The sequence below is a fragment of the Streptomyces sp. CC228A genome (genome assembly GCF_021390935.1).
Lineage (GTDB): Bacteria > Actinomycetota > Actinomycetes > Streptomycetales > Streptomycetaceae > Streptomyces.
In genome coordinates this window covers 225,013-247,575 of sequence record NZ_JAJPUI010000005.1, presented here as the reverse complement: position 1 = coordinate 247,575, position 22,563 = coordinate 225,013, and the positions used below count along the sequence as shown (strand labels likewise).

General features: G+C 70.6%; 26 protein-coding genes. 16 read left to right on the top strand and 10 right to left on the bottom strand.

Annotated elements, in window-relative coordinates; translation table 11 throughout:
- Nucleotides 1-12 precede the first annotated feature (12 nt).
- From L6E17_RS16610 to L6E17_RS16580, 7 genes are read right to left on the bottom strand one after another with little or no spacing between them, the layout of a single operon-like run.
- Nucleotides 13-879: a hypothetical protein gene (locus tag L6E17_RS16610; RefSeq protein WP_236241540.1), complete on the bottom strand. Its 867-nt coding sequence runs from the start codon at nt 877-879 to the stop codon at nt 13-15.
- A complete protein-coding gene (locus L6E17_RS16605) occupies nt 876-1,799 on the bottom strand; it encodes a D-isomer specific 2-hydroxyacid dehydrogenase family protein (RefSeq protein ID WP_236241539.1) in 924 nt (307 codons plus the stop codon). The genes L6E17_RS16610 and L6E17_RS16605 overlap by 4 nt, the downstream gene beginning before the upstream one ends.
- Nucleotides 1,796-2,461 (bottom strand): TylF/MycF/NovP-related O-methyltransferase, encoded by a 666-nt coding sequence (locus tag L6E17_RS16600; RefSeq protein ID WP_236241538.1) that lies wholly within the window; start codon nt 2,459-2,461, stop codon nt 1,796-1,798. The genes L6E17_RS16605 and L6E17_RS16600 overlap by 4 nt, the downstream gene beginning before the upstream one ends.
- Nucleotides 2,462-2,466: 5 nt before the next feature.
- A complete protein-coding gene (locus tag L6E17_RS16595) occupies nt 2,467-2,937 on the bottom strand; it encodes an NUDIX domain-containing protein (RefSeq protein WP_236241537.1) in 471 nt (156 codons plus the stop codon).
- The gene (locus tag L6E17_RS16590) at nt 2,928-3,797 is read right to left on the bottom strand and encodes an isocitrate lyase/phosphoenolpyruvate mutase family protein (protein ID WP_236241536.1); all 870 of its coding nucleotides are present in this window, start codon (nt 3,795-3,797) and stop codon (nt 2,928-2,930) included. Before L6E17_RS16590 ends, L6E17_RS16595 begins: the two co-directional genes overlap by 10 nt.
- Nucleotides 3,790-4,476: a dTMP kinase gene (locus L6E17_RS16585; RefSeq protein WP_236241535.1), complete on the bottom strand. Its 687-nt coding sequence runs from the start codon at nt 4,474-4,476 to the stop codon at nt 3,790-3,792. The genes L6E17_RS16590 and L6E17_RS16585 overlap by 8 nt, the downstream gene beginning before the upstream one ends.
- Nucleotides 4,473-5,234, bottom strand: a complete 762-nt coding sequence (locus tag L6E17_RS16580) for a hypothetical protein (protein ID WP_236241534.1) — start codon at nt 5,232-5,234, stop codon at nt 4,473-4,475. Before L6E17_RS16580 ends, L6E17_RS16585 begins: the two co-directional genes overlap by 4 nt.
- Nucleotides 5,235-5,540: 306 nt before the next feature.
- Between L6E17_RS16580 and L6E17_RS16575 the strand changes: the two genes are divergently transcribed.
- Genes L6E17_RS16575 through L6E17_RS16565 form a run of 3 tightly spaced genes read left to right on the top strand, consistent with a single transcriptional unit; the run spans nt 5,541 to nt 8,499 of the window.
- Nucleotides 5,541-6,953 carry a helix-turn-helix transcriptional regulator gene (locus L6E17_RS16575; protein ID WP_236241533.1) on the top strand — a complete coding sequence of 471 codons (1,413 nt, stop codon included), beginning with the start codon at nt 5,541-5,543 and terminating at the stop codon, nt 6,951-6,953.
- Nucleotides 6,954-7,012: 59 nt separating this feature from the next.
- Nucleotides 7,013-8,014, top strand: a complete 1,002-nt coding sequence (locus L6E17_RS16570) for an asparaginase (RefSeq protein ID WP_236241532.1) — start codon at nt 7,013-7,015, stop codon at nt 8,012-8,014.
- A 26-nt stretch (nt 8,015-8,040) separates the two neighbouring features.
- Nucleotides 8,041-8,499 (top strand): PPC domain-containing DNA-binding protein, encoded by a 459-nt coding sequence (locus tag L6E17_RS16565; protein ID WP_236241531.1) that lies wholly within the window; start codon nt 8,041-8,043, stop codon nt 8,497-8,499.
- Here L6E17_RS16565 and L6E17_RS16560 read toward each other — a convergent pair.
- Complete coding sequence (locus tag L6E17_RS16560; protein WP_236241530.1) at nt 8,486-9,061, bottom strand: nucleotidyltransferase domain-containing protein; 576 nt, start codon at nt 9,059-9,061, stop codon at nt 8,486-8,488. The genes L6E17_RS16565 and L6E17_RS16560 overlap by 14 nt on opposite strands.
- Nucleotides 9,062-9,437: 376 nt before the next feature.
- Between L6E17_RS16560 and L6E17_RS16555 the strand changes: the two genes are divergently transcribed.
- Complete coding sequence (locus L6E17_RS16555) at nt 9,438-9,920, top strand: ATP-binding protein (protein ID WP_236241529.1); 483 nt, start codon at nt 9,438-9,440, stop codon at nt 9,918-9,920.
- A gap of 68 nt (nt 9,921-9,988) precedes the next feature.
- Here the strand turns inward: L6E17_RS16555 and L6E17_RS16550 are convergent, their stop codons facing one another.
- Nucleotides 9,989-10,429, bottom strand: a complete 441-nt coding sequence (locus tag L6E17_RS16550) for a pyridoxamine 5'-phosphate oxidase family protein (protein ID WP_236241528.1) — start codon at nt 10,427-10,429, stop codon at nt 9,989-9,991.
- A 697-nt stretch (nt 10,430-11,126) separates the two neighbouring features.
- On the opposite strand from L6E17_RS16550, the gene L6E17_RS16545 reads away from it, so the two are divergent.
- The 3 genes from L6E17_RS16545 to L6E17_RS16535 are packed head-to-tail and all read left to right on the top strand — an operon-like array spanning nt 11,127 to nt 14,000.
- Entirely contained in the window at nt 11,127-11,660 is a 534-nt protein-coding gene (locus L6E17_RS16545) for a hypothetical protein (RefSeq protein WP_096627519.1), read from the top strand.
- A 3-nt stretch (nt 11,661-11,663) separates the two neighbouring features.
- On the top strand, nt 11,664-12,779 hold the full coding sequence (locus tag L6E17_RS16540) for an MAB_1171c family putative transporter (protein WP_236241527.1): 1,116 nt from the start codon (nt 11,664-11,666) through the stop codon (nt 12,777-12,779).
- Nucleotides 12,780-12,803: 24 nt separating this feature from the next.
- Nucleotides 12,804-14,000, top strand: coding sequence for an amidohydrolase family protein (locus L6E17_RS16535; protein ID WP_236241526.1), 1,197 nt, complete (start codon nt 12,804-12,806; stop codon nt 13,998-14,000).
- Nucleotides 14,001-14,041: 41 nt separating this feature from the next.
- On the opposite strand, the gene L6E17_RS16530 is transcribed toward L6E17_RS16535, so the two are convergent.
- Nucleotides 14,042-14,944 (bottom strand): helix-turn-helix transcriptional regulator, encoded by a 903-nt coding sequence (locus tag L6E17_RS16530; RefSeq protein ID WP_236241732.1) that lies wholly within the window; start codon nt 14,942-14,944, stop codon nt 14,042-14,044.
- 663 nt (nt 14,945-15,607) lie between these two features.
- Between L6E17_RS16530 and L6E17_RS16525 the strand changes: the two genes are divergently transcribed.
- The 9 genes from L6E17_RS16525 to L6E17_RS16485 all read left to right on the top strand — a co-directional run bounded on the left by L6E17_RS16525 (nt 15,608) and on the right by L6E17_RS16485 (nt 22,519).
- Nucleotides 15,608-15,967, top strand: coding sequence for a hypothetical protein (locus L6E17_RS16525; RefSeq protein ID WP_236241525.1), 360 nt, complete (start codon nt 15,608-15,610; stop codon nt 15,965-15,967).
- A 2-nt stretch (nt 15,968-15,969) separates the two neighbouring features.
- Nucleotides 15,970-16,908, top strand: a complete 939-nt coding sequence (locus tag L6E17_RS16520) for a hypothetical protein (RefSeq protein WP_236241524.1) — start codon at nt 15,970-15,972, stop codon at nt 16,906-16,908.
- Nucleotides 16,908-17,621, top strand: coding sequence for an ATP-binding protein (locus L6E17_RS16515; protein ID WP_236241523.1), 714 nt, complete (start codon nt 16,908-16,910; stop codon nt 17,619-17,621). The genes L6E17_RS16520 and L6E17_RS16515 overlap by 1 nt, the downstream gene beginning before the upstream one ends.
- A 102-nt stretch (nt 17,622-17,723) precedes the next feature.
- On the top strand, nt 17,724-18,317 hold the full coding sequence (locus L6E17_RS16510) for a WhiB family transcriptional regulator (protein WP_236241522.1): 594 nt from the start codon (nt 17,724-17,726) through the stop codon (nt 18,315-18,317).
- Nucleotides 18,314-19,342, top strand: coding sequence for a DUF2637 domain-containing protein (locus tag L6E17_RS16505; RefSeq protein WP_236241521.1), 1,029 nt, complete (start codon nt 18,314-18,316; stop codon nt 19,340-19,342). The genes L6E17_RS16510 and L6E17_RS16505 overlap by 4 nt, the downstream gene beginning before the upstream one ends.
- Nucleotides 19,343-19,445: 103 nt before the next feature.
- Nucleotides 19,446-19,670: a hypothetical protein gene (locus L6E17_RS16500; protein ID WP_236241520.1), complete on the top strand. Its 225-nt coding sequence runs from the start codon at nt 19,446-19,448 to the stop codon at nt 19,668-19,670.
- Nucleotides 19,671-19,939: 269 nt separating this feature from the next.
- Complete coding sequence (gene mobC, locus L6E17_RS16495) at nt 19,940-20,290, top strand: plasmid mobilization relaxosome protein MobC (protein WP_236241519.1); 351 nt, start codon at nt 19,940-19,942, stop codon at nt 20,288-20,290.
- A gap of 4 nt (nt 20,291-20,294) precedes the next feature.
- Entirely contained in the window at nt 20,295-22,043 is a 1,749-nt protein-coding gene (locus tag L6E17_RS16490; RefSeq protein ID WP_236241518.1) for a relaxase/mobilization nuclease domain-containing protein, read from the top strand.
- A 71-nt stretch (nt 22,044-22,114) separates the two neighbouring features.
- Entirely contained in the window at nt 22,115-22,519 is a 405-nt protein-coding gene (locus L6E17_RS16485; RefSeq protein ID WP_236241517.1) for a hypothetical protein, read from the top strand.
- The last annotated feature ends 44 nt before the right edge of the window (nt 22,520-22,563 follow it).

Genomic DNA, 22,563 nt, shown 5'->3' with positions numbered 1-22,563 from the left:
GAGAGGCGTGGTCTACGCGCCATCGGTGGAGACTGTGGACAGCCACCCGAGGAGCTGTCCGCCGGTGACGGGGACGTGGACGTCGCCGCGGCGAAGGAACCATCCGTCGGCGTATCGCTGGGGCAGCCAGCCAGCGTCAGGGGCACCCAGGTTGGGAGGCGTCCGCAGCGGGTCGTTGACGGGCCAGCAGTCCAGGAGCGCTCTGGTCACGCGCCGCTGAACTGGACGGAACCACTCCCACGTCTCCGCGTGGGCCGGGTCGATCGGCGGACGGGACGGAGCGCTGGCAAGAAGCGGCAGCCACTTGTCGCTCAGGACCGGATGCCCGGCCGCCGCGCACTCGAGCGCGGTGAGGCAGGTCGCCAGCTTCCGGCAAACGACGCCGACGGGTTCGGCCAGGCCGTCCGCGACGAGGCCGGTCAGGTCCTCGGCGAGGCTCGCTGCGACCTCGGCCTGGTCGGCGACCGCCCAGCGTCGGTAGCCCTGGCGCTCCTCGGGATCGAGCACCGGGCCCCAGCGTCCGGAGCCGTACGAGAGAGCGGTGCGCAGGCACATGAGGTCGTGCATCGAGGCGCGTACCCGTCGGAACGATCCGAGGTCGTCGCGGTGGACGTCGAAGGAGCGGAGCAGGTAGCGGAGTTCCTCCGCCCGCTGCGGCGCCGTCGCCTGGAGGTCGACACGGACGCCATCCACGATGCGTGACTCCCACGCCGGTAGGGTGCCTTCCACGATGCCACGCAGGTCGATGTCGCTCGCCGCGTGGGCGAAGCCGCAGGCGAGGGCTCCCTCCAGCCAGACCTCGCGGGCCTCGCCGGACGCGAGCAGTGCCTGGGCGACTCTGTCGGCGATCTCCCGGCGCAGTCGTGTCGATGGGTTCACCGGTGGCCTCCCTCGATCAGGATCTTGCTGTCAGCGGTGATCTCCCTGAGGAGATCTGTGGCCCATATGTCGAGCGCGCCGCGCACGTCGGACCGCTGGGCACCTATGTGAGGTGAGGCCAGGAGGTTGAGCGGCGTCGTGGAGTCGGTGAGGAGCGGCAGATGTTTCCGCTCTACCGGGTCGAGGGCGAGGCCCGAGAGCCTCCCGTGCGCCAGCGCCCGCAGGCAGGCCGCGACGTCGAGGGTCTCCAGCCGCCCTGCGCAGATGAGCAGAGGCCGCTGCGGAGCGACGCGTGCGAGGAAGTCCTCGCCGATGAGCTGCTCGGTCGTGGGACGCAGCGGCAGAGCGATCACGTGTACCTGCGACTGCTCCATGAGGGCTGACGGCGACAGCTCCCGCAGACCGGGAGGGTTCGACGGCCACGCGGCGAAGGCCGTCCGGCCCATGAAGGGGGCCAGGGCCCAGTCGGCGGCCAGCCCCACCGGGCCCGCGCCCCAGATCCCGGCGGCCAGGGTGCCGAGTGACGTACCCATGCACGCCTGCTTCTCGTGCTGGCCGAGCAGTAGCGCGTGCTGCCCCAAGGGGATCCGCCGGGCCAGGGCGAGGGCAGCGGCGAGGACCCACTCGCCCACGGCGTCCGCGCCGGCCTCGGCGTTGCGGTGCAGCGTGATGCCACGGTGCCGGAGGGCGTTCACGTCGATGTGGTCGATTCCGGAGCCCGTCCGTACGACGTGCTGAAGGCGAGGAAGCGCGTCGAGCTCCCGCTCGCCGAGACGGACGCCGGAACGCAGGACGAGCACGGTCGCGTGGGCGGGCAGAGGCGCGTTCAGGTCCGGCAACTCGTGTACGAGGACATCGGGCAGGGCGCGGCGGATCGCGCTAGCGTCCGCCGCACCGCGTAACACCAGGACAGCGCTCATCGGAGGAACTCCGGCTTCTCGTACCGGCCGAAGGCGAGATCGCCCTCACCGACGACGACGGTCACGCGCGACGGCACGCCGAAGTACGCGTCGCAGGCGCGCTTCACCCCTGGGAGCCCGTCCCAGGCTCGCGGGTTGACCGCCGTGTCCGCGTAGTCGTCGACGAGCAACACGCCCGTCGGCACCAGGCGGGTGACGCAGTGCGTGAGCCCCGTGAGGGTGGAGCCGTAGAAGTCGCCGTCCAGGTAGGCGAACGCGATCTCGTCGGGCAGCTCCTTGGGAAGGGTCTCGTCGAACCATCCCGGATGGATGAACGGCGCCGGCCTGCCCCAGGCCGCGTGCGTGGCGCGCACGTCGTCGGGGGACGACCGGAGCTCGCCCGCCGCCAGATGGTCCGAGTCCTCGGCGCCGGGCGCGGGCATGCCCTGGAAGGAGTCGTAGACGTGGATCTCGCGGTCGCGGTCGCCCAGTGAGTCGAGCACGCTACGGATCCAGAGGGCCATCGCGCCCCTGTAGCAGCCGAGTTCCACCACGGCGCCCGGCAGACGGCGGGCGGTCAGGTCGGCGAGTTCATCCGCGATCACGCGGAGCCGGTCGGCACAGACCGTCCCGGAGTGCTCCCGCAGCAGCCACTCCCGCAGATCCTTCAGCATCGGATCCATGAAGGTCACCACCTGTCCACGAAGGGGTCGGCGAGTTCCCCGCTCAACGCTGCCGACAGTGGGCGGTTGATCCGGGGCAGCAGGTACACGTCGCCGATACGTTCCAGCGGCACCCACTCGAAACCCACCTGGATGGGGTCCGGCGGTTCAGGCATGCGCGGCTCGGCGTCGTCCATCTGCTCCGCGAGGAAATTGAACTGAACCTTCTGTACGTCTCCGAACTCGCCCTGCCACGACTCGGGGACGTACTCGACGACGCACAGCAGACGCCGGGCCACGACCTGGAGGCCGGTCTCCTGCGCGACCTTGCGGTTCACGGCCTGGCGCAGGTCCTCGCCGACCTGGGCCTTGCCGCCGGGGAGGTTGTAGTGGAACCCGGCCTCGTCGTTGTACGACAGCAGCAGGACGGCGCCGTCGCGCACGATCGCCGCCTTCACGGAGACACTGATCCGAGGCAGTTCGGGTGTCAGAGGCACGACAGAGCCTCCGGTTCGCCGACGCGCATCAGGTCGCCGACCTCCGCGAGTGACCCCGCGACGGTGGAGCGGAAACTCCCTCCGCGCCGGAACTGACGGGCGGCGGTGCGCATACCCGCGAGGGCGGCACGGCTGAGCTGGTTCGCGTAGATGCAGAGGCGGAAGCCGGCGTCGCCGAGTTCGGCGGCGCTCAGGTCGGGGAACGCCGTGGGCACGCTGACCAGCGGCACGCCGTGACTCCACGCACGTCCGATGGCCCGCGCCTGGTCACCGGTCGCGTCCTTGGAGTGGACGAGTACCGCATCCGCCCCGGCCTCGGCGTACGCCTCGGCGCGGGCGATCGCCGTGGCCATGTCCTCGCCGGCGATCAGGGCCTCGGTGCGGGCCACGACCACGAGGCCGTCACCGGCGACCTTCCGTATGCGCCCCACCTGCTCGCACAGCAGGTCCTGGTCGGCGAGGGTCTGGGCCCGGTGGGCCGCGAAGCTGTTGCACTTCGGGTAAGCGCTGTCCTCGACGCACACCGCCGTAGCTCCGGCGCGCATCAGGTCGTACGCGAACCGCTCCGCCGTGCGCACCGAACCGCCCGCGTTGTCGATGTCCACGATGACGGGCAGTTCGGTGACACGGCCGAGCGAGGCGACCACGTCGGACAGGTCCCGAGGGCCCAGGACGTTGGCGTCCGGCAGGCCGGAGGCCGCGGACACCTCCAAGCCGCTCACCCACAGGGCGTCGAAGCCCGCCTCCGCCGCGACGTGCGCGGCGAGCGCGTTCACCGCACCGATCGCCAGTACCGGGCTCTCCCGCTCGCTGTCGTCGAGGGCCTCGCGCAGGCGCATCGCCTTCGTGCCGTCAGCCATGGGTCTCTGCTCCTTCCGCGTGGGCGGCGATGGGCGGTACCAGCTGTCGTTCGCGCAATACGTCCCAGGCGGCGAGCAGCACCTCGGACCGGGGTCGGCGGGCGTCCAGACGGACCACTTCGCCGAGGAGCGGGAACTCGTCGGGCTTCGAGACCACGGCCTCGTAGGTCTCGCGAACCCGGCTCTGGACGTCGTGCACGTCCCAGTCGGCCCGGACGGCGTCACCCTGTCGGGCCTGCGCCCGGCTCATCGAGGCGTCGGTCTCCAGGTCCAGGACGAGCGTGAGATCCGGGGCCACGGTGAGCTGCGCGGCCAGCGCCCCGTACGTCTCCGACGCCCTCATGCCGTGCTTCACCGCGAAGAAGGCCAGCTCGCTGAGGAGCCAGCGATCCGCGATCACGGGCCGGGCCGGCCGCTGGGGGAGCACGAGGCGATCCAGCGTGGCCCGCTTGTCCGCGGCGATCGCGGACAGGTAGGCGTCACGGTTCCCGGCGTTCGGCTGGTACTTGCCGGTGACGATGGCGGCGGCCTGGTCGGCGGCGAGGAAGTTGGTGGTGAGCATGCACAGCGGGGTGACTCCGTAGAGCCCCTCCCAGAGCCGGAACAGACCCTTGCGCAGCGTCGTCTTGCCGGTGCCGTCGAGCCCCTCGATGACGATGAACGGATAGCGGTGGTTCATTCGACCTGCCCCGCCCCCGTGCCGCCGGCGTACTTGGTGAAGCGGCCCCGCCAACGGGCCGTGGTGGACACCAGGTCCACGAGCCGCAGCTCCGCCAACTCGTCGACGAGGCGGGGCAGCTCGGGCTCGGCGCAGATGTCGGCCTCGATGGCCCGGCAGTACGCGGCGCGGAGGGCCGGGTCGTCGTCGGAGTCGCGCAGAGCCGCCTCCAGCACCCGCGTGGCCATGCCGTGTGCCACGACGCCCACCGCGGTGCCCAGGGCCTGCTCATGGAGCGGGCCCGGGTGCGGCTCCAGCGTGATGTGGTGCACCCCGCGGTGGCGGATGACCGTGAAGAAGCCCACCCACCACGCGGCGGCGGCGCTGACGGCCGTCACGGCGTCGGACCAGGCCGCCCCGGACTGCTCCGCGAGGATGCTCTGGGCAGCGGTGTCGGCGGCGCGGTGAAGCGCCCCGCGCTGGTTCCGCGACTCCGCTCCGTTTCGTTGGGGAAGCTCCCACCAGAAGCCGAGCCCGGCGTCCTCCAGCAGCGCCATCGCGGACCCGTCGCCTGCCGGCAGCGGAGACGGGCGCTGGGCCAGCACGGAGACATCGGCGCCCGGTACATCCGGCAGCGCCTTCTCCTCGGCGACGGCAGCCCGCCATTCGTCGAGATGGAGATGGAGCCGCTGGGTCAGCAGCCCGTCCGCCAGCGTCTGCCAGGCATGGGCCAGCGGTGGCGAACCGGGGGGCCGGGGCGGCAGGGTCAAGGAGGTCACAGGTCGGATCCTCACGTCCGGGGAGTCGCGGCACGCGACTCCGGTCGGTGGTGCTCCACCACGATGGCCGCCACGAAGGCCCCCGCCTATGAGTGTTTATGAGCCCCATCAGCGGAACGTGTCCGGGTGGTCGCGGAGAGAGGGAGAATGCCGACCATGGTCGACAGCGGACAGCGGCGGTGTACGCGCTGCGGTGCCCTTCTCAGTCGCTTCAACGCGGGTACACGATGCGCCTCGTGCCAGGACGGGCCGGCCGCCCGACGGGCCGACCCGGCCTTCTGGCGTGATCCGACGGTCCGGCGAGCCGTGGCCGCATGGGAACTCGGCACCGTCGTCAAGCTGTTCAGGAAGCACACGGGCCTCTCCCAGGCCGGCGTGGCGCGGATGGTCAGCATCGACCAGGCCGAGGTCAGCAGACTGGAACGCGGGCTCAAACAGATCCGCGACCGACGGCAGTTCGTCCAGTGGACCGATGCGCTGGGAGTCCCGGAGGAGCTGCTCGGGCTCCTGCCCACGGCCGATCCACACATCCCGGACGCCACGGGCCGACTGGGAGCGGCGGACACCGGAGCCCGTGGGTACGCGGCGCTGCCCGAAGGTCCGGGCCAGCTTCTGTTACCCGCCGGCCGGTCCGTCTCGACGACGGCGCTTCCCGTGCTGACCCTTCCCGCGGCCTCCTTCCTCGGGGACAACCTGAGACTCGACTCCCGCCCGGAGCTGGATGCCTGGCGCACCATGCCGATGCGCGCGCTCGTCGTCGCGAACCGCACGGTGGACGGGGCGGTCCGGCAGTTCGTAACCGACGCCCGTCCGAGCGGCGTACGCGCCACCGCCTCGGACCCGATCGACATCCCCGCCGCGTACGAACTGGACGACCTGACCTACGGCATCCTGTGGGCCGTGTCGGGATTCGAGGCAGCACTGCTCGGCGACGACCAGACCCTGCACACCTCGCTGGCCTCGCTCACCGCTTCCCCAGGCGCACCAATCGCCGCCGATCAGGGACTGACCGAAGTCTCCCGGATGCTCATCGGCTCGGAGACCGCCGCCCGGTACATCCTGGGCCACCGTGACCATCTTGGCGACGCACCCGTCTTCTGGACCAGGGAACAGCGCGGTGAGGAGGCCGCCACCTGGCTGTTCTTCCGGCACAAGTACCGCTACCTCGAACGAATGGCCCCGCCACGTCCCGGCGGTACGAGCGGCCGGGGGTTCTGCGTTCCCGAGACGGCGATCGCCTCCTCGCCGGCGTACGAGCGCGTTCTGCTGTTCCTCGCCATCGCGCTCATGGAGTCCTTCGGCATTCGCACTTGGGTGACCGACGACGGAGGCTTCGCGCACACTGACGGTTTCGCCCTCTCTCCCGGGCGTCGGGCTGTCATCGCCTCTTGGGTACGGACCGAGGGAGCGTCCCACCTCGCCGTCACCGCGCGGCCGGGAGCCCTGCGGACGTTCGCCGATGTGACCGGCCATGTCAGCCACCACTCGGCCACAGCGGCCGAGCAGGCCGGACAGCGCCTCGCGGCGACGGCGGAGTACCTCGGCCTCGACGCCTCCTGGCTCGGTCGCCGGTGCGCACAGTTGTCGGCCGTCGGCACGGAGCGGCTCGCCCGGCCGCGCAGCCGGTTGCTCGGCCTCGAAGGGCTGGAGGCTGCCTGCCGGTTCGTGACCGAGCAGCTGGTGATCATTCCGCGTACCCGGACGGCGCCGACCCGATAGCCTGCGTGAACCACTCGTGAGGCCGCGCTCGGCGGCGTCCGGACAGGGGAGCAGGGGATATGACGGAGTCGGTCAGGAACGTGGCGGTCTTCTCCCTCGGCGGCACGATCGCCATGACCACCGATCCCACCACCGGAGGCGTCGTTCCCGCGCTCTCGGCCCACGAACTCCTCGCTGCGGTACCCGCTCTGGCCACGAGCGGCATCGGCCTCAAGGTGCGGGACTTCCGGCGTCTGCCCGGCGCCTCCCTGACCTTCGAGGACCTCACCGCACTGTCGGCCGCGATCACGGCGGAGCTGGAGGCCGGCGACATTGACGGCGTCGTCATCACCCAGGGCACCGACACCATCGAGGAGACCGCCTTCCTCCTCGACCTCTACCACGGCCACGAGCAGCCGGTCGTCGTCACTGGCGCGATGCGCAATCCCACCCTGCCCGGCGCTGACGGTCCGGCCAACCTCCACGCCGCCGTCCTGGCCGCCGCCGATCCCGGACTCAGTGGCGCCGGCTGCCTCGTCGTACTCGGCGACGAGATCCACTCGGCCCGGACCGTCCGCAAGTCCCACACCACCAGCCCCGCCGCCTTCACCTCACCAGCGTGCGGCCCGATCGCGCGGATCGCGGAGAACCGGGTGCGGCTGGTGGGCGGCCTGCCATCCCGTGGACCGCTGGTCGGCGCCCCCGACCGTGAGGCGCGCGTCGGGCTCTACACCGTCACCCTCGGCGACGACGGCACCCTGCTCGACCTGTGGGACGGCAACTGCGACGGACTCGTGGTCGCGGCCTTCGGCGTCGGCCACGTCCCGGAGCGTCTCGTCGAAGGGCTCACCAAGCTCGCGTCCCGCATCCCCGTGGTCCTCGCCTCCCGCATCGGCAACGGCCCCGTCCTCTCGGACACGTACGGCTTCCCCGGTTCCGAGAAGGACCTTCTCGGACGAGGACTCATCGGAGCTGGAGACCTCGGCCCTTACCAGGCGCGGCTCCTGTTGCAGGCCCTGCTTGCCCAGGGCGCCGACGGGGCGGCGGTCCGCGAGACCTTCACCACCGCCTTGGCCCGCTGACCCACCTCTTCAGGAGACACCCGCACATGCGTGCTCACGAGCTGACCGTAGGCCGTACCTTCGGCGTCACCTTCAACCACGGGGAGGACTTCTTCGAGGCGTTGTCCACCTTCTGCCGGGGCAACGGCGTACGGCAGGGCTACATCCCCTCGTTCATCGGAGCCTTCGCGGAGGCCGAGATCGTGGGCGCCTGCGAGAAGCTCGCGGACCCGGACGCGCCGGTCTGGGCGAAGACCTACGTCACCAACGTCGAGGCGTTCGGCGCGGGCACGCTCGCCCACGACCCGGCCACCGGCGGGATACTTCCGCACATCCACGTCTCCGCCGGCCTCAAGGCCCAGTCGGCCGACGGCAGGACGAGCCACCTCCTCAGCGCCAAGGTCCAGTTCCTAAGCGAGCTGTTGATCGTGGAGGTCACGTCGCCCACGATGACGCGGCCCCGGAACCCCGACCTCTACGACGTCCCGCTGCTCACGTTCGGCTGACCGGCAGGAGCCGCCGGAGCCAGGGGTGATCGGGCGCGATCACGCTGATCGCGTCCGCCAGCCAGGCGCGTGCCGGAGCGTCGAGGAGCGGTAGTACAGCTTCGAAGTCGGTCTCGTCCTTGTCCCGGGTCGCCTTCGCCTTGTAGAAGAGCTGCACCTCGGGCGCGAGATACGGGATGCCCGTCTCGCTCGTTCGCCCGAGCCGGTCGATCGGGAGCCGGATCTCCGGGGTGCGCCGCGAGACCCACTGGGTGCCCTCGGCCTCATCCAGCATGAGCTGCACCGACCAGGGCGCCTCCGGCGTGCGGCGGCACCAGATGTCGTGGAGCGGCGGCCGAAGGACCTCTCCAGGACGCCACGGCCGCAACTCCCCCTGACCGGGCGGATCCGCCACGTACAGGTCCCAGTCGGCCAGGAGATCCTGTACGCGGGCCTGGTCACGCCGGAGGACGAGGACGTCGAGATCGCCGTGTGCGCGTAGCTCGCGGCCGACCGCGAGTTCGATCGCGTAGCCACCGGCGATCCACCACGGGAAGTCCGCCTTGGCGAAGACCGTGGCCACATCCTCGGGACGATCCGGTACCCAGCGTCCCAACACGTCAGCACTCACCCGCCCATACTCCCAGTGACCAGACGGGCGAAGACGAAGGCCGGCGGCGGGTCGGCGGTCTCGCTGGAGTGCCGTGCCGCTCGCTGGCCCCTCGCGCTCATAAACGCCCATGAGCACCAGGGGCACCGGCGGCCATCGTTGAGTGCGTGACTCGCGACCGGCCTCGTGGCTGGTGCCTGAGCCACGATCCTCCCGGGGCCGCGCGCCCGAAGCCAGGGTGATTCCTGCTGCCGTACGCCTCTCAGCGGCGTACTCGCCGCACTTCCGCGACCACATCGCAGCCCCGGGAGAAGGCCATCGCTGTCACCCACAGGAGGTGTGTCGCCCGATGATCAGCGCTCCGTCTGCCGTTCTCGGCCTCGTGTACCGCTGGACCGACCACACCCTCAACCCGACCGGCGAAGCCCGCGCGGTTCTGCGACGTGTCCTCAAGGACCTGGGTCTGTCCGGGGCCGTCGTCAGCGACGGAGTCCTGGCCGTCTCGGAGCTCGTGGCGAACGCGCACGAGCACGCGCGCGGTCCGTACGAGGTGCACGTTCGCTCGGCCGCCGGGAGGTACATCTGCGAGATCCATGACGGGGATCCCCTGCTCCCCGAGGGCCTCTACCGCAGTGCCACCTCGTCACCGGACCCTGAACCGGCCGAGGGGGCGGGCGGGTTGCTCGTCGAGCGCGGACGGGGCCTGCGCATCGTGAACGAGTTGGCTCAGGGGCAGTGGGGGTTTCATGTGACGGACTGCGGAAACAAGGCCGCCTGGGTCGTGCTGGCCGCGGCTTCTGGGCCGATGGCGACTCGCGGCAGCCAGACCTGATGGAGTGAGCTGCCTCGGCCACATCCGCGCTGCGTACGGCCACAACGGCTCAGACAGCAGCTTGATCCCTAGGGTGCGGCGTTCGCGACCTTGGGCTTGGGCACAACGGCCTGCCCCATGGCCCGGTGGATCGTGATCTCGATGACCACCCGCTCCGGGTCTGGTGCCGGCGTCCGCCCGTATCGCTTTCCGTAGCGAGCGACAGCGTCGTTCACTGCGGCTGCGTCCGTGCGCACTTCGGCCGTGCCTTCCAGCGTCGCCCAGCGCCCTCCGTCCACCTGGCAGACGGCGACGCGCGCTTGGCCGGGAAGCGCCGCCTGTACGTTGGTGACTTTTCTGCTCGATTTGCGGGTGATAACCCGCGCGATGCCGGTGGCGGCGTCCACGGTGACCCCAACCGGCACGACATGTGGGCGGCCGTCTGGGCGGAGCGTGGTCAGAGTGCACAGGTGGTACTCATTCCAGAACTCCAGGTAGTCAGTTCCTTTGCGGTGTATCTCGGCATGCATGCCTGGAAGCCTAATCGCGAATGATGTCCTGACTGTCCGAAAGTGGTTATGGCCACACCCCCCTCCCGTGATGAAAGGCAGGGCTTTTAGTGCCGGATATACCTATTTGGCGCATTCGCTCGCGATGGAGGCATCTCGGATCGGTAACGAAGGCAACCCCTCTTGAGGTGCTTGGCGTGGTCGCGTCGTTCGCGAGAACTGCCAGCTCAAAAGCATGATCTACAACTAGGTGTGCTGATTTAGTGCGATTTGGTCCGTCGGTGCCGCTGTGGCCCGGTAGGCGTCTTCCAGCCGGATCTTGATGCGGCTTCGCGTAGTGTCCGATGAAGTCCCCAGAGCCTGCCCGGGATGCTTTGCGTCGTGTCATTGCTCGTTCGCGTCGGTGACTTCGGTGTCTGAGGAGTCTTGGGTGCGCGCCCGTTGTGGTTCACGGATCAGGTCCTTTGCGGCCTGGATCGACTACTGCCCTCGATGCCCGTGATCACTTTCGGCTGCGCTGTGCGGCGGGACTGGACATGGTCGAAATGGGCGCGGCCGTCGCCCGGCTTCGTGTCGGAGCAATCCACGGCTGGTGCGAAGGGGATTACTGATGTGGCCAGCAAAAACTGACCGCGACGCGACTGAACACAAGGTGCCTGCGCAGGGCGGACTGAGGCGTCGGCGCTTGGGGCGGTGGCGTGCCGCTCAGAAGCGGACGGTGGAGCGAGACCTGCACCGTCGGCTGCGTCGCGAGCTTCGGGACCTCGGCGTCCAGCCGCCGCTGGACGTGAAGGAGCTGTGCCGGGCGCTCGGCGAGAGGCGAGGACGGCCGATTGTCCTGCGGCCCTTCCCGCTGGAGAAGCCCGGACCGTCGGGGCTGTGGGTCGACACGCCTCAGATGGACGTGGTGCTCTACCAGCAGGAAACGACTCCGCTGCATCAGGATCACATCATCCTGCACGAGGTGTTCCACATCATCGTGGCGGAGGACGAGCAGGCGGAGGAGGAGCAGGAAGCTCCGGACGACTTCGTCGAGGGCTGGGCCACGATGATCCCGGTGCTCGATCCCGCGCTGATCCGGCGTGTGGCCCGCCGATGCTCGTACGACGACGGGGAAGAGTGCGCCGTCGAGTTGGCGGCCACGATCATCCTGGAGTGGTCGTCGGTGCTTGACCATGTTGCCCCGATGCCGGAGGACCCCACGGTGCAGCGAGTACAGGCGGCCCTCGGCGACCGACGAGGATGGCTGTAACCCATGACCGAACTGATCCTCCTGGGCCTCGTCGCCGCCGTGGCGTGGAAGCTCTACCAGTGGTCGCGGGCCCCGCAGGACGCGCCGCTGCGTTCCGTCACCCTGTGCTTGCTCACCGCCCTGCTGTCCTACCCCCTGGCCATGCCGGGTGGTGCTTCGGGCGTCGACACCGTGGCCGGGCATGGCACGGCGAAGCTCGTGCAGAACGTGCTGCTCCTGCTGACGGTCTACTTCCTGATGTGCTTTTACCTGTACTCCGCCGACGGGCCGACCGCCCGTCGACGGGCCCGACGAGAGGCCGTCGTCGTAGCGCTGGTGGCCGTGGCCATCGTCGTGGCCGCGGAGACGGTTCCCCATGACGTCTTCGCCGGCTCCTTCAGTACGGCGGACATGACGATCCCGCAGATCGCCTTCTTCTACGGCGTCACTGGCCTGTACCTCATGTACGCCCTCGGGGTCACCGGTCGGTGGACCCGCCAGTACGCCCGCATGTCGCGTCGCCCGCACGCGACGGGATTGTGGATGGCCGCTGTGGGCCTGAGCGCGATGGCGGTGGCCTGCGCGGTCCGCGCGGTCTTCGTGGCCGTCCGTTGGAGTGGCGGGACCGTACCGCAGCCGCTCATGGCCGGCGTCGCGCTGTTCCTCGTCGTGTCCATCCTGCTCTTCGTCGCCGGTGTCACCTATGCGGGGGCCCGCGCGAGGGTCACCTCGGCGCGGCTCTGGCTGCGACGACGCCGTGACCACCGCCGCCTGGCCCCGCTGTGGCAGCTGCTCACCGACGCGTACCCCGAGAACGTGCTGCGGCCGGCTTCTCCGGCGCTTTGGGATCGTTGGAGGGCGCGTGGCGTGCACCGGCGCTACCACCGGCGGATAGTGGAATGCCGGGACGGGTTGGTTGATATCAGCCCGTATCTGGCTCGCGAGGGTGAGGGCACCGAAGTCCTCGCCCTTCCCCCTGCCGTGCTGGCGGACCGCCTTCGCCAAGCCGTGACCACGATCGGGATGGACGCCCGTCCAGCGCGTCAGGCCGTACCCCTGGCAATGCCCCAGGCGGATGACCGGGACGCGGACGTGCGTCAGCTGATCGCGGTATCGGACGCGCTGCGCCTGTCCGCCTGACCGTCGACGATCAAGGAGGCCGAGATGCTGATCACCGCCCGCCGAGTCCTCGTGGGCCCCGGAACGTATCTGGACGATGGCGCAGTCCTCGTCGAAGGCGACTCGATCACGGCGGTGGGGCCACGCTCGCAGATCGTCGAGCGGGTCGGCTCGGACAGCACACACCTCGCGTTCCCCGAGGGCACAGTGGTGCCTGGTCTCATCGACGCACACGTGCACCTGGTGTTCGACGGCGGCGCGGACCCGGTGGCCACGCTCCACGAGTCGAGCGACGAGACCCTGCTGAAGGACATGCGCCGCCGCGCGGAACAACTCCTCTCCAGCGGCGTGACGACGGTGCGTGACCTGGGAGACCGCAACGGCCTCGCCCTCCAGCTGGACGCGGAGATCGCCAGCGGCAGCACTCCCGGTCCCCGGATCGTCTCCGCCGGCACACCCGCGACCCCGCCTGGAGGCCACACCCACTTCCTCGGCGGTGAGGTCTCCGGGGAAGCCGAGGTCCGCGACCTCGTACGGCGCAACGTGGAGGCGGGCGCCACCGTGATCAAGGCGATGGTGACCGGAGGCGGTCTGACCAAGGGCGGGCCGAAGAGCTGGCAGAGCCAGTTCTCCCCGGAAGAACTCCAGGCTCTGGTGGACGAGGCCCACCAGGCCGGCCTGCCGGTGGCCGCCCACGCGCACGGCACGGACGGCATCACCGCGGCCGTCGAGGCCGGGGTGGACACGATCGAGCACTGTACGTGGATGACGAGCGACGGTTTCGACCTGCGGCAGGACGTCCTGAAGCAGATCATCGACCGGGGCATCGCGGTCTGCCCGGCTGTGAGTCCCCACTGGCAGATGCTCCCCCGCTTCTTCGGCGAGGAGCGGGCGGCGGCCATGTTCGACCTCGTACGGCTGATGGCGGAGGCCGGAGCCAAGCTCATCGCAGGAACCGACGCTGGAGTCCAGCGCACAGGGTTCGACGGACTCGTGCCCGCCCTGTCGTTCTACGCGCACCTCGGCCTGCCGAACGGCAGGATTTTCGACATGGCGACCGCCGACGCGGCCGACGCGCTCGGACTGGGCGAGACGACAGGCCGGGTCGCTCCGGGGTTCCGCGCGGACCTGCTGGTGGTCGACGGAGACCCCCTCGAAGACCTCAGCGCCCTGAAGGCGGTCCGGGCCGTCGTCGCTGAGGGGCGCCTGCACGAGCCGGGCAAGACGCCGGAGCACGAGTAGCCACGCCGCCTGCCCGCGACGCAGGAGCTGCGGACAGGCGCTTACTCGCCGGCGTCCGCTTCCTTCTCCTCAAGCTCCGCCACCAACTCGTTCACCAGCGCCATCGCCTTCGGCGACAGCCCCTGAGAGCCAAGCCCACGAGCCCTCACCCGGCCCACGGCCCCCTTCTTCGCGGCTGCGAGGAGCTGAAGACCCTCATAGACCTGAGCAGCCACGGCGGCGTCTGGCTCGAAGTACATCCGCGAGACACCGACGACGGCTGAGAGCGCGTCCAGAACCGCCGGCGACGCGGTCCCGGTGATGCCTGTACGGAGATCCCGGAAGCCCTCCTCGGTGATGATCTGCTCTCCGGCGTGAGCGTTCACCGCGTTCGCCATCTCCGCATCCGAGGGGGGCCCCTGGGGGCCGGGATACGAGCTGTTCAGGAGCAGGGTGATCTTCTCGGCCAGCGATTCGGGAGGGGTGCCGAGGGCCGAGGCACTCCCGGTTCCCGACGGTGCGGGTTCGTCAACCTGCACCCCCTGCGCCTTGGCGATCGAGCGGGCCTCCGCTCGCCGCAGCTCCTCCGGGCTGACCCCGTACGCCGCCGCCAAGGCCGGGACGTACTTGTCCTTGAGACGTCGCTCTCCGCGTTCGGCCGACGCTACTGGTCCGGCGCTCTTGGTTCCGATCAGCTCAGCCGTCTCGTACTGGTAGTAGCCGGCATCGCAGCGCAGGTCAGTCAGATCGGGCGGCCCAGACCGTGGGAACAGGTCGTCTACGTCCCGTCCGAGCGCGCGCGCCAGCGCGGGCAGTTTCTCCGGATCGGGAGTCTGCGCGCCGGTCTCCCAGCCGGCGACCGCCGAGTCGGACACTCCCAGTGCCTCGCCAACGGCAACCTGGTAGATCTCGGCGGCTCGCCGTACCGCGCGCAGTCGGCCTCGGTCGAAGTGACGAGCAGGCATCGGACCTCGTTTTTGTGCAAACTGGAGTCGATCCAGTGCGTTGACTTTTTCTTCGGTCGGGAATAGTTTCAGCTTAGCGAAGAGCGAGCGGCGTTGCACGCTTGCTCGATCTTCGTCTTCGAACCCTTCCAAGGCTCTGGGTCGCGGGAGGGAGAGATCGGAGTCCCCTGCGACATCCAGTGCGCGGAGAACTCTCAGAACGGATCGGTGCCGGCGCTCGTCTCTCGGGCTTTGGGAAGTGTTCGGCTTCGGCCCGGAGGGGCACGGAGCCCTCTTCAGCGGCTTGGGCGCCGAGCGCGGGGGTGCAGTGTCCGAGCGGGCCGTGAGTCACGACCGCCCACTGACCCAGCGACATATGTCGAGTTGGCGTCGAATCGGCTCAGTACCCGCTGCCAGCTGGAGTGTTGACCGCCGTCTGCATATGTTGCTGGTCCCTCGGCGGGAAACGCCGACGTCAGGTCAACACGTGGGAGGGAAGTAGGAGCCACCCAAGCGCCACGGACGCGCTTCCTCGAGGGGAAATGAAACCGGCGCCCAGAAGTTAGCCGCTTCCGGACGCCGAGCCCGCCACCCGAAGGGGGCGGATCCATAACCGGAGCGGGTCGGCTGACCTTTTCGACGAGAACGGCCGTCCCACTCCACCTACGAGTGAGGAATTCTCGCATGCCCGAGTCCCGGAACGGAAGGGCGCACACCGCCCGGCCCGTCCAGGTCACCGACCCTGCCGCCGGATCCCGCCGGCGTCGCCTGGCCACCCTCCTCGCGGACATGGTGCCCGGTGCTCGCATCATCCGCGTCTCGCAGCGTGAGCCCGAGCGGACCTGGCCCAGTCCCCACGCCCGCGCCTACGACGAGCAGGGGAGCCCTGTCGCCCTCAACCGGGCCCAGGGCCTGACGGCCGCACGCTGGGTGATGCGCACCCACCCCGAGGTGAACTGGAACGAGGCATACGACCTCGACCTTGCCACCGGTGTCCTGCGCCCCGCCGCCGCGGCGTGCGCGGTCGCGGCCGGGAGGCGCTGACCGTGGCGCGGATCCGCACCTTCAAGCCCGAAGCCTTCACGTCCGAGTCCCTGGCGCAGGTGAGCGTCTACGCCGAACGGACCTTCTTCGGCCTGATCAGCCGCGCCGACGACCACGGCCGCCTCCGTGATCAGCCCGCCGCTCTCTGCGGAGAGCTGTGGGCCGTTCGCGGCGGGCGCACGCCGGTCGACGTCGAAGACGACCTGATCCAGCTCGCCGCCGCCAACCTGATCTGCCGGTACGAGGACGACGAAGGCAAGCGGTACCTGCACATCGTCACCTGGCACCGGCACCAGAAGATCAACCGCGCGAGCCGCAGCCGGCTCCCCGAGTGCCCGAAGCACGGCGCCGGGAAGCCGAAGCCGGATGCGTCGCAGGCTCACGGAGACGTCCCGGAGTCCTCAGTGAAGGCTCACGGAGGACTCACTGAGGACGCACGAATGCCCGCCGAATCCTCCGGAACGCACGAAACCGCAGGTCGCGAGGCATTCAGTGAGTCCTCACTGAACACTCACGGAGGGAGGGCTGAACCCGCGGTGAGCCTTCACGCCCTGGATCTTGGACCTAGGAACCTGGATCAAGGATCTTCCCCTTCGGGGGGCGCGAGCGCCCGCGCATCGGAGACCACCTCGGCTCAGCAGCTCATCGCCGAGTACGCCGCAGCCTGCATACATCGCCCGCCCAGTGGCGTCCTCGGTCACCTCGGCCGCGAGACGACCAAGCTCCTCGCGGAGGGCATCGAACCCGGCCACATCCGCGCCGGGCTGGCCCTCCACCGCGCCAAGGGCCTGCACCCCAGCACCCTGCCGAGCCTCGTCCACGAGGCCATGAACGCCACCCGCGCCGGTTTGGTCCGGCCGGAATCCCGGCCTAGCGTGCCCGGTCACCGGGCCTGGGCCAATCCCGCCGACCCTGCCGCCGCCTACGCCGAGGAGCTGTGATGCTCGACTACGACGCCCAGCCCGTCGGCGGCATCGCCCGCCGCCTGGCCCACATCCTGACCTCGCGTGGCCTCGACCCGAACGCCAAGCTCACCGACCTGGCGGAACCCCTCCCCGCGCTCCAGGCGGCCCAGGCCCGTATCCCGGCCCGCTACCGAGCCGCCGTCGCCGACCACCCGGCCGTCGCCGCCTGGGTCCGCGAGGTCGCCGAGGGCGGACGTCCGGGGCCCGAAGGCGCACCGGGGCTCGCCGAGGGCCGCTCGCTGCTGATCGTCGGCACGACGGGAACGGGCAAGACGTACCAGGCGTACGGGGCGGTCCGCTCGCTCCTGATCGCCGGGGTCCGGCTGCGCTGGAAGGCGATCACCGCCGCCGACCTGTACGCGGAGCTGCGGCCCCGCCCTGGCCACGACGGCGAGCGGGAGCTGATGGACCTGGCACGCTGCCCGCTGCTGATCATCGACGACCTCGGTGCCGCGAAGACCAGTGAGTGGACCGAGGAGATCACGATGCGGCTGATCAACCGCCGGTACAACGCGATGCTCCCGACCCTGATTACCACCAACCTCGGCATGGCCGACCTGCGGGCCCACATCGGTGACCGCGTCGCGTCCCGGCTCACCGAGATGACCGACCGGGTCATCCTCGACGGCCCCGACCGCAGACGAGCCCTCGCGGCCGAGCGACGCCGTATCGCCGCCGCCAGCGCCTGACCCTTCCCCGCGACGGCCGACACCGGCCCGCCTTCATCACCTGCACCAACCCCCAGGCCGCCCCTGCCCAAGCGCGACCCGGGGGGATACGGAGACATCCCCATGCACCGCACCGACACCCCGCAGCCCCGAGCTCTCGGCGACCACACCTGGCGCGACCGGGCCGCCTGCCGCTCGACCCCGCACCACCAGGTCGACCCCGAGCTCTTCTTCCCCGAGCCCGACGAGGTCGACCGCATAGCCGCCGCCAAGGCCCTGTGCGCGCAGTGCCCGGTCCGCAGCACCTGCCTCGACGCTGCCCTCGAGAACGGCGACCGCGACGGCATCCGGGGCGGCATGACCGAAGAGGAGCGAGAGGCCCTGCACAGCAAGTTGGGGGGCCGCCTCAGCTACTCCCGCGTCAACGAAGCCCTGGCCGGCCGCGACATCCACCTCACCAAGGCCGAGCGCAAGGCAGTCGTCCGCGCCGCCTATCAGGCCGACATCCCCGCCGAGCAGCTCGCCCGGATGCTCAAGGTCACCGAGGCGCACGCCGGGAAGCTCTACCGCCGCACCCGCCGCGAGATCCGCAATCGCGCCGTCGACCAGCAGAAGAAGGCGAACGAGGCAGCGAAGACGCCCGACAACGCCCCCCAGGTCCTGAAGAATCCCGCCGTCAAACTCCCGGCCCGCGACGGCCTCGGGACGGCGGCGTGAGCCACATCGCGCCGGTACCGGCGCGGATCAACGGCTGGGACCGGGCCGCCGTCGTCGCCCTCGGCGGCGCGGGATGCGCACTCTCGTACGACGCGCTGCAGCAGATGGCCACCGCGATCCATGTCCGAGGATTCTTGACCTTCGTCTTCCCTCTGGTCATCGACGGATTCATCGCCTACGGGGTACGAGCCCTCCTGGTCCTGCGCACCGCCCCGCTCGCCGCCCGCTGCTACGTGTGGACGCTGTTCGGTACCGCGACCGCCGCAAGTATCTGGGCCAACGCCCTGCACGCCGTACGTCTCAACCAGCTGGCGTCCGGCAGCGCAGGGCTCCGGCTCGGCGACGTCACCGTCGGCGTCCTGTCCACCCTGGCGCCGCTCGCCCTGGCCGGAGCCGTCCACCTGTACATCCTCATCGCCCGGCGGGCAGCTGAGGGCGAGCTGTCCGGACAGCCGGAGACGCCCGGTGTCCGGACGGATCGGGTCACCGATGACCGTCCGGACACCTATCCGGTCCGGCGCGGACGAGGGCCAGTCCCGGTCGCCTCCGGACACCCCGCCGAGTTGCCCGGCCCGGACACCGGCCGCGCGGCGGTCACCACGGGGCCGGACACCCTGGAGGCCCATGCCCCGGACACCCTGTCCGGACAGCGGGGGAAGCCGGTCGAGCCGGAGCCCGAGCACGACGGCCGTGACGCTGACCAGGGCGGACAGCCCGTCCCCAGACCCCGCCAGGTCCCCCGCCTGCACTTGGCCAAGCCTCCGGTCACTACACCGGATGCCGCCCATGAGACCGGCCCTGCCAACCGTTCGGACACCGGTGACCGCAAGTCGGCCCCGGTCACCGACGAGCAGCTTCTCGCGATCGCCCGCCAGGCGGTCACCGAGGCAGGCGACCTGACCCGGAAGGTCGTCGCGGACGCCATCCGCGGTCACGGACACGGCCTCGGGAACGACCGGCTGACCGTCCTGATGCAGCACCTCCGCAAGGAAGCGGAACAGGCTGCGGACACCCGGACCGCCTGACCGGACAGCCCGCTCGGCGGGTGCGCCGGCCCGTCCACCGGACCGGCGCACCCGCCGAGCACACGACTCCCTCCCGCCCCACACATGCACTGGAGCCGCCACCATGCGCACCACCTCGGCCACCCGAGCCGAAGCCGACGCCTGGATCACCGTGCTCAGCCGGTACGGACACCTCCACCACGCCGAACCCGGCCCCGACGGAGCCTGGACCGTCCAGCGCACACCCACGAGCACACCCCGCACTCTCCACCACCCCGTCCTCGCGCTCGACTTCGTCGCCGAGGTCCTGCGCGACGTACGCCGCGACCCCTCCGGACTGCCCCGATGACGCCCACCGATCCGACCTCCGCCCCCGCTGACCTGGGCGAAGGTCACTGCCCGGCACGAGGCCGAGCAAGCTGTACCTTCCGAAACTCCTCCGCAGCCACGGGCCGCGGAGGAGTTTCGGAAGGGCTTGCCCCCACCCCCCAGGGGGCGGGGGAGGCCCGGCACCAGGGGGAGCCAGGCCGTGGGGCCGCGACCGAGGGCGGATCGCAGCCGGAGGGAGAAGAAGCCGCGCGTTCCGCGCCGCGTACGCGCCCCCGCCTGCGCCAGAGCGTGCACCGCGACCAAGTCCGCAGCGTCCGCCTGACCCGCGACGAGCTCGACATCGTCAAGCGCGCCGCCGAAGCCGCCGGCCTGAAGACCGCCGGGTTCCTCGCCGACGCCGCGGTCGCGGTCGCCCAGGCCCAAGGCGACTCCAGGGCATGGCTGTTGGACCAGCGCGGACGCGTCGAGGAGCTGATGTCCGCCAGCGCCCAGCTCGGCCGCGCCGGCAACAACCTCAACCAGGTGGCCCGCGTCCTCAACTCCGGCGGCCGGCCGGAGTACGCCGACGACGCGGTCGCCCGTGTCCTGCGCGCCGCCGCACGGGTCGAGGCCGCCGCCATCGAGATGGCGAGGCGCTGACACCGTGGTCCCGGACATCTCCACCGGCAGCCGCACGTACGGACTCCTCTCCTACCTCTACGGACCCGGCCGCCGGGACGAACACACCGACCCGCACCTCGTCGCCGCCTGGATGCCGGAACTCGCACCCGACCCCGGCCGCGACCCGGCCGCCACCCTCAAGCAGCTCACCGACCGACTCGACCTCCCCGTCCTCGCCCTCCCCAAGGACCGCCGCCCCGCCCAGCACGTCTGGCACTGCCCCGTCCGCACCGCCCCAGGCGACCGGCACCTCACCGACGCTGAGTGGGCCGAGGTCGCCCGCCGCATCGTCCACGCCACCGGCATCGCCGAGGAAGGCGACGACAAGGCGTGCCGCTGGATCGCCGTACGCCACGCCGAGGACCACATCCACATCGTCGCCACGCTCAAACGCGAAGACGGACGAAGCCCCCGCCGGCACCAGGACGGCATCCGCGCCCAGGCCGAATGCCGCAAGATCGAAAAGGAGTGGGGCCTGCAGATCCTCAACGAAGGCGACCGCACCGCCGCCCAACGCCCCACCAGCGCCGAACGCGCCAAGGCGGAGCGCACCGGCCGTACCGAACCGCCCCGTGAAACGCTGCGTGAGCACGTCCGCCAGGCTCTGGCCGGCGCCGCAGACGAGGACGAGTTCTTCCGCCGTCTCACCGAAGCCGGCCTTCGCCTCGAAAAGCGTGTAGCCCCCTCCGGCGACATCCTCGGCTACAAGGTCGCCCTGCCCGGCGACCGCAACCGTGACGGCGAGCCCATCTGGTTCCCCGGCTCCCGACTCGCCCCCGACCTCTCCCTCCCCAGGATCCGCCAACGCCTCACGGACGGACCGCCCGAGGACCAGCAGACCTCCGCCCCGGGCCCGGTCCCCCGGGCCCTTCGCCCGGCCAGCGCCCGCCGCGACGCCACCCAAGTCGCCGAACAGACCGTCGCCGTGCTCACCGGGGACGACGATGCGGCGGGCGCGGCCCAGCTCATCGGCGTTGGTGAACTCCTCGACGCCGTCGCCCAGACCGCCCCGGCCTCCACCCGTAAGGAACTCGCAGAGGCCGCCCGCGCCTTCGAACGCGCCACCCGCTCCCACACCCGCGCCGAGCACGCCGACCACCGCGCCCTCCGCTCCGCCGCACGAGGCATCGTCCGAGCCGGCAACGCCCTCGGCAAAGGCGAGGACGGCGGCGCCACCGCGATGCTCCTGTCCACGATGGTCCTCGTCACGATCGCCGCCATCCGATGGCACTCCGCCCGCGGCCACGCCCAGCAGGCCGCCGCCGCCCGACAAGCCGCGCAGCACCTGCGGGCCGCCTACCAGACCGCGTCCGCCACGCCGATGAAGGCGATGCGCGAGCAGGGACGCCGACTCCCCGCCCCTGTACGCGACCGCTACGCCCACACCATGGAAGCCGCACTGCCCGGACATGCCGACCACGTCCTGCGCGAGCCCGGCTGGGACGCGCTCGCTGCCACCCTCGACCAAGCCGAACGAGCGGGACACAACCCCGACGCACTGCTCCAGCAGGCGATCGAATGGCGCGAGTTGGAGACCGCCGACAACGTCACCGACGTACTCGTCTGGCGCCTGCGCCGCATGGGGAACCTGCCCGCCACCGCCGACGTGCCCCGTACCCGAGCGCCCCGACGGACGCCCCCGCCGCAGCCCCGCGCACCGAAGCCGCAGGCAGCCGAGACGGCCGCTCGGCACGACACGAACAGCCCCCGCAGGCCGGGCCCACGGCGCTGACCAGCACTTCAAACGGCTGGACACCCGCAGCCCCCGCTGTTAGGGCTGGTAAAGACCAGGACGAGGAGACGATGCAGATGCTCAGCGAAGACCTCCGGACCCATAGAGCCGTGCTGCCGGAGACGGCAGCCGACGACCCCTTGCTGAGGCTCCAGAAGGAAACGCGGCTCGGCGACGGCACCATCCGTCTCCGCGCCACCACCCACCCCGAGGAAATCCGCATCGGCGGCATCCTGGTGATGTGCCCGGCGTGCGGAGCTCGGCGCGACTGGATGGTGATCTGTGACCGCAGCGAGATCAGCATCCGCTGCCGGTGCGCGCACCAGTGGGTCGAGCCCGAGCTGACGCGCGCGGACTACGAGGCGATGATCGACGTCGGCGGGCAGGAATACCCGAGCTTGGAGGCCGCCGCCGAGGCCGTGGGGTACGACGGCACGCTCGCCGGCACCTATCTGTCGGAGCCGAGGCCCGAGTAGCGCCGGAACCGGGGCCCATTCAGATCTGTCCGATTCCGCCCGTC

What these genes read in the sequence shown, in the direction of transcription:
- L6E17_RS16605 (WP_236241539.1), bottom strand. Translation starts at nt 1,799, where the DNA reads ATGAGCGCTGTCCTGGTGTTACGCGGTGCGGCGGACGCTAGCGCGATC.
- L6E17_RS16600 (WP_236241538.1), bottom strand. Translation starts at nt 2,461, where the DNA reads ATGGATCCGATGCTGAAGGATCTGCGGGAGTGGCTGCTGCGGGAGCAC.
- L6E17_RS16590 (WP_236241536.1), bottom strand. Translation starts at nt 3,797, where the DNA reads ATGGCTGACGGCACGAAGGCGATGCGCCTGCGCGAGGCCCTCGACGAC.
- L6E17_RS16585 (WP_236241535.1), bottom strand. Translation starts at nt 4,476, where the DNA reads ATGAACCACCGCTATCCGTTCATCGTCATCGAGGGGCTCGACGGCACC.
- L6E17_RS16570 (WP_236241532.1), top strand. Translation starts at nt 7,013, where the DNA reads ATGACGGAGTCGGTCAGGAACGTGGCGGTCTTCTCCCTCGGCGGCACG.
- L6E17_RS16565 (WP_236241531.1), top strand. Translation starts at nt 8,041, where the DNA reads ATGCGTGCTCACGAGCTGACCGTAGGCCGTACCTTCGGCGTCACCTTC.
- L6E17_RS16555 (WP_236241529.1), top strand. Translation starts at nt 9,438, where the DNA reads ATGATCAGCGCTCCGTCTGCCGTTCTCGGCCTCGTGTACCGCTGGACC.
- L6E17_RS16550 (WP_236241528.1), bottom strand. Translation starts at nt 10,429, where the DNA reads ATGCATGCCGAGATACACCGCAAAGGAACTGACTACCTGGAGTTCTGG.
- L6E17_RS16540 (WP_236241527.1), top strand. Translation starts at nt 11,664, where the DNA reads ATGACCGAACTGATCCTCCTGGGCCTCGTCGCCGCCGTGGCGTGGAAG.
- L6E17_RS16535 (WP_236241526.1), top strand. Translation starts at nt 12,804, where the DNA reads ATGCTGATCACCGCCCGCCGAGTCCTCGTGGGCCCCGGAACGTATCTG.
- L6E17_RS16530 (WP_236241732.1), bottom strand. Translation starts at nt 14,944, where the DNA reads ATGCCTGCTCGTCACTTCGACCGAGGCCGACTGCGCGCGGTACGGCGA.
- L6E17_RS16525 (WP_236241525.1), top strand. Translation starts at nt 15,608, where the DNA reads ATGCCCGAGTCCCGGAACGGAAGGGCGCACACCGCCCGGCCCGTCCAG.
- L6E17_RS16515 (WP_236241523.1), top strand. Translation starts at nt 16,908, where the DNA reads ATGCTCGACTACGACGCCCAGCCCGTCGGCGGCATCGCCCGCCGCCTG.
- L6E17_RS16510 (WP_236241522.1), top strand. Translation starts at nt 17,724, where the DNA reads ATGCACCGCACCGACACCCCGCAGCCCCGAGCTCTCGGCGACCACACC.
- L6E17_RS16500 (WP_236241520.1), top strand. Translation starts at nt 19,446, where the DNA reads ATGCGCACCACCTCGGCCACCCGAGCCGAAGCCGACGCCTGGATCACC.
- L6E17_RS16485 (WP_236241517.1), top strand. Translation starts at nt 22,115, where the DNA reads ATGCAGATGCTCAGCGAAGACCTCCGGACCCATAGAGCCGTGCTGCCG.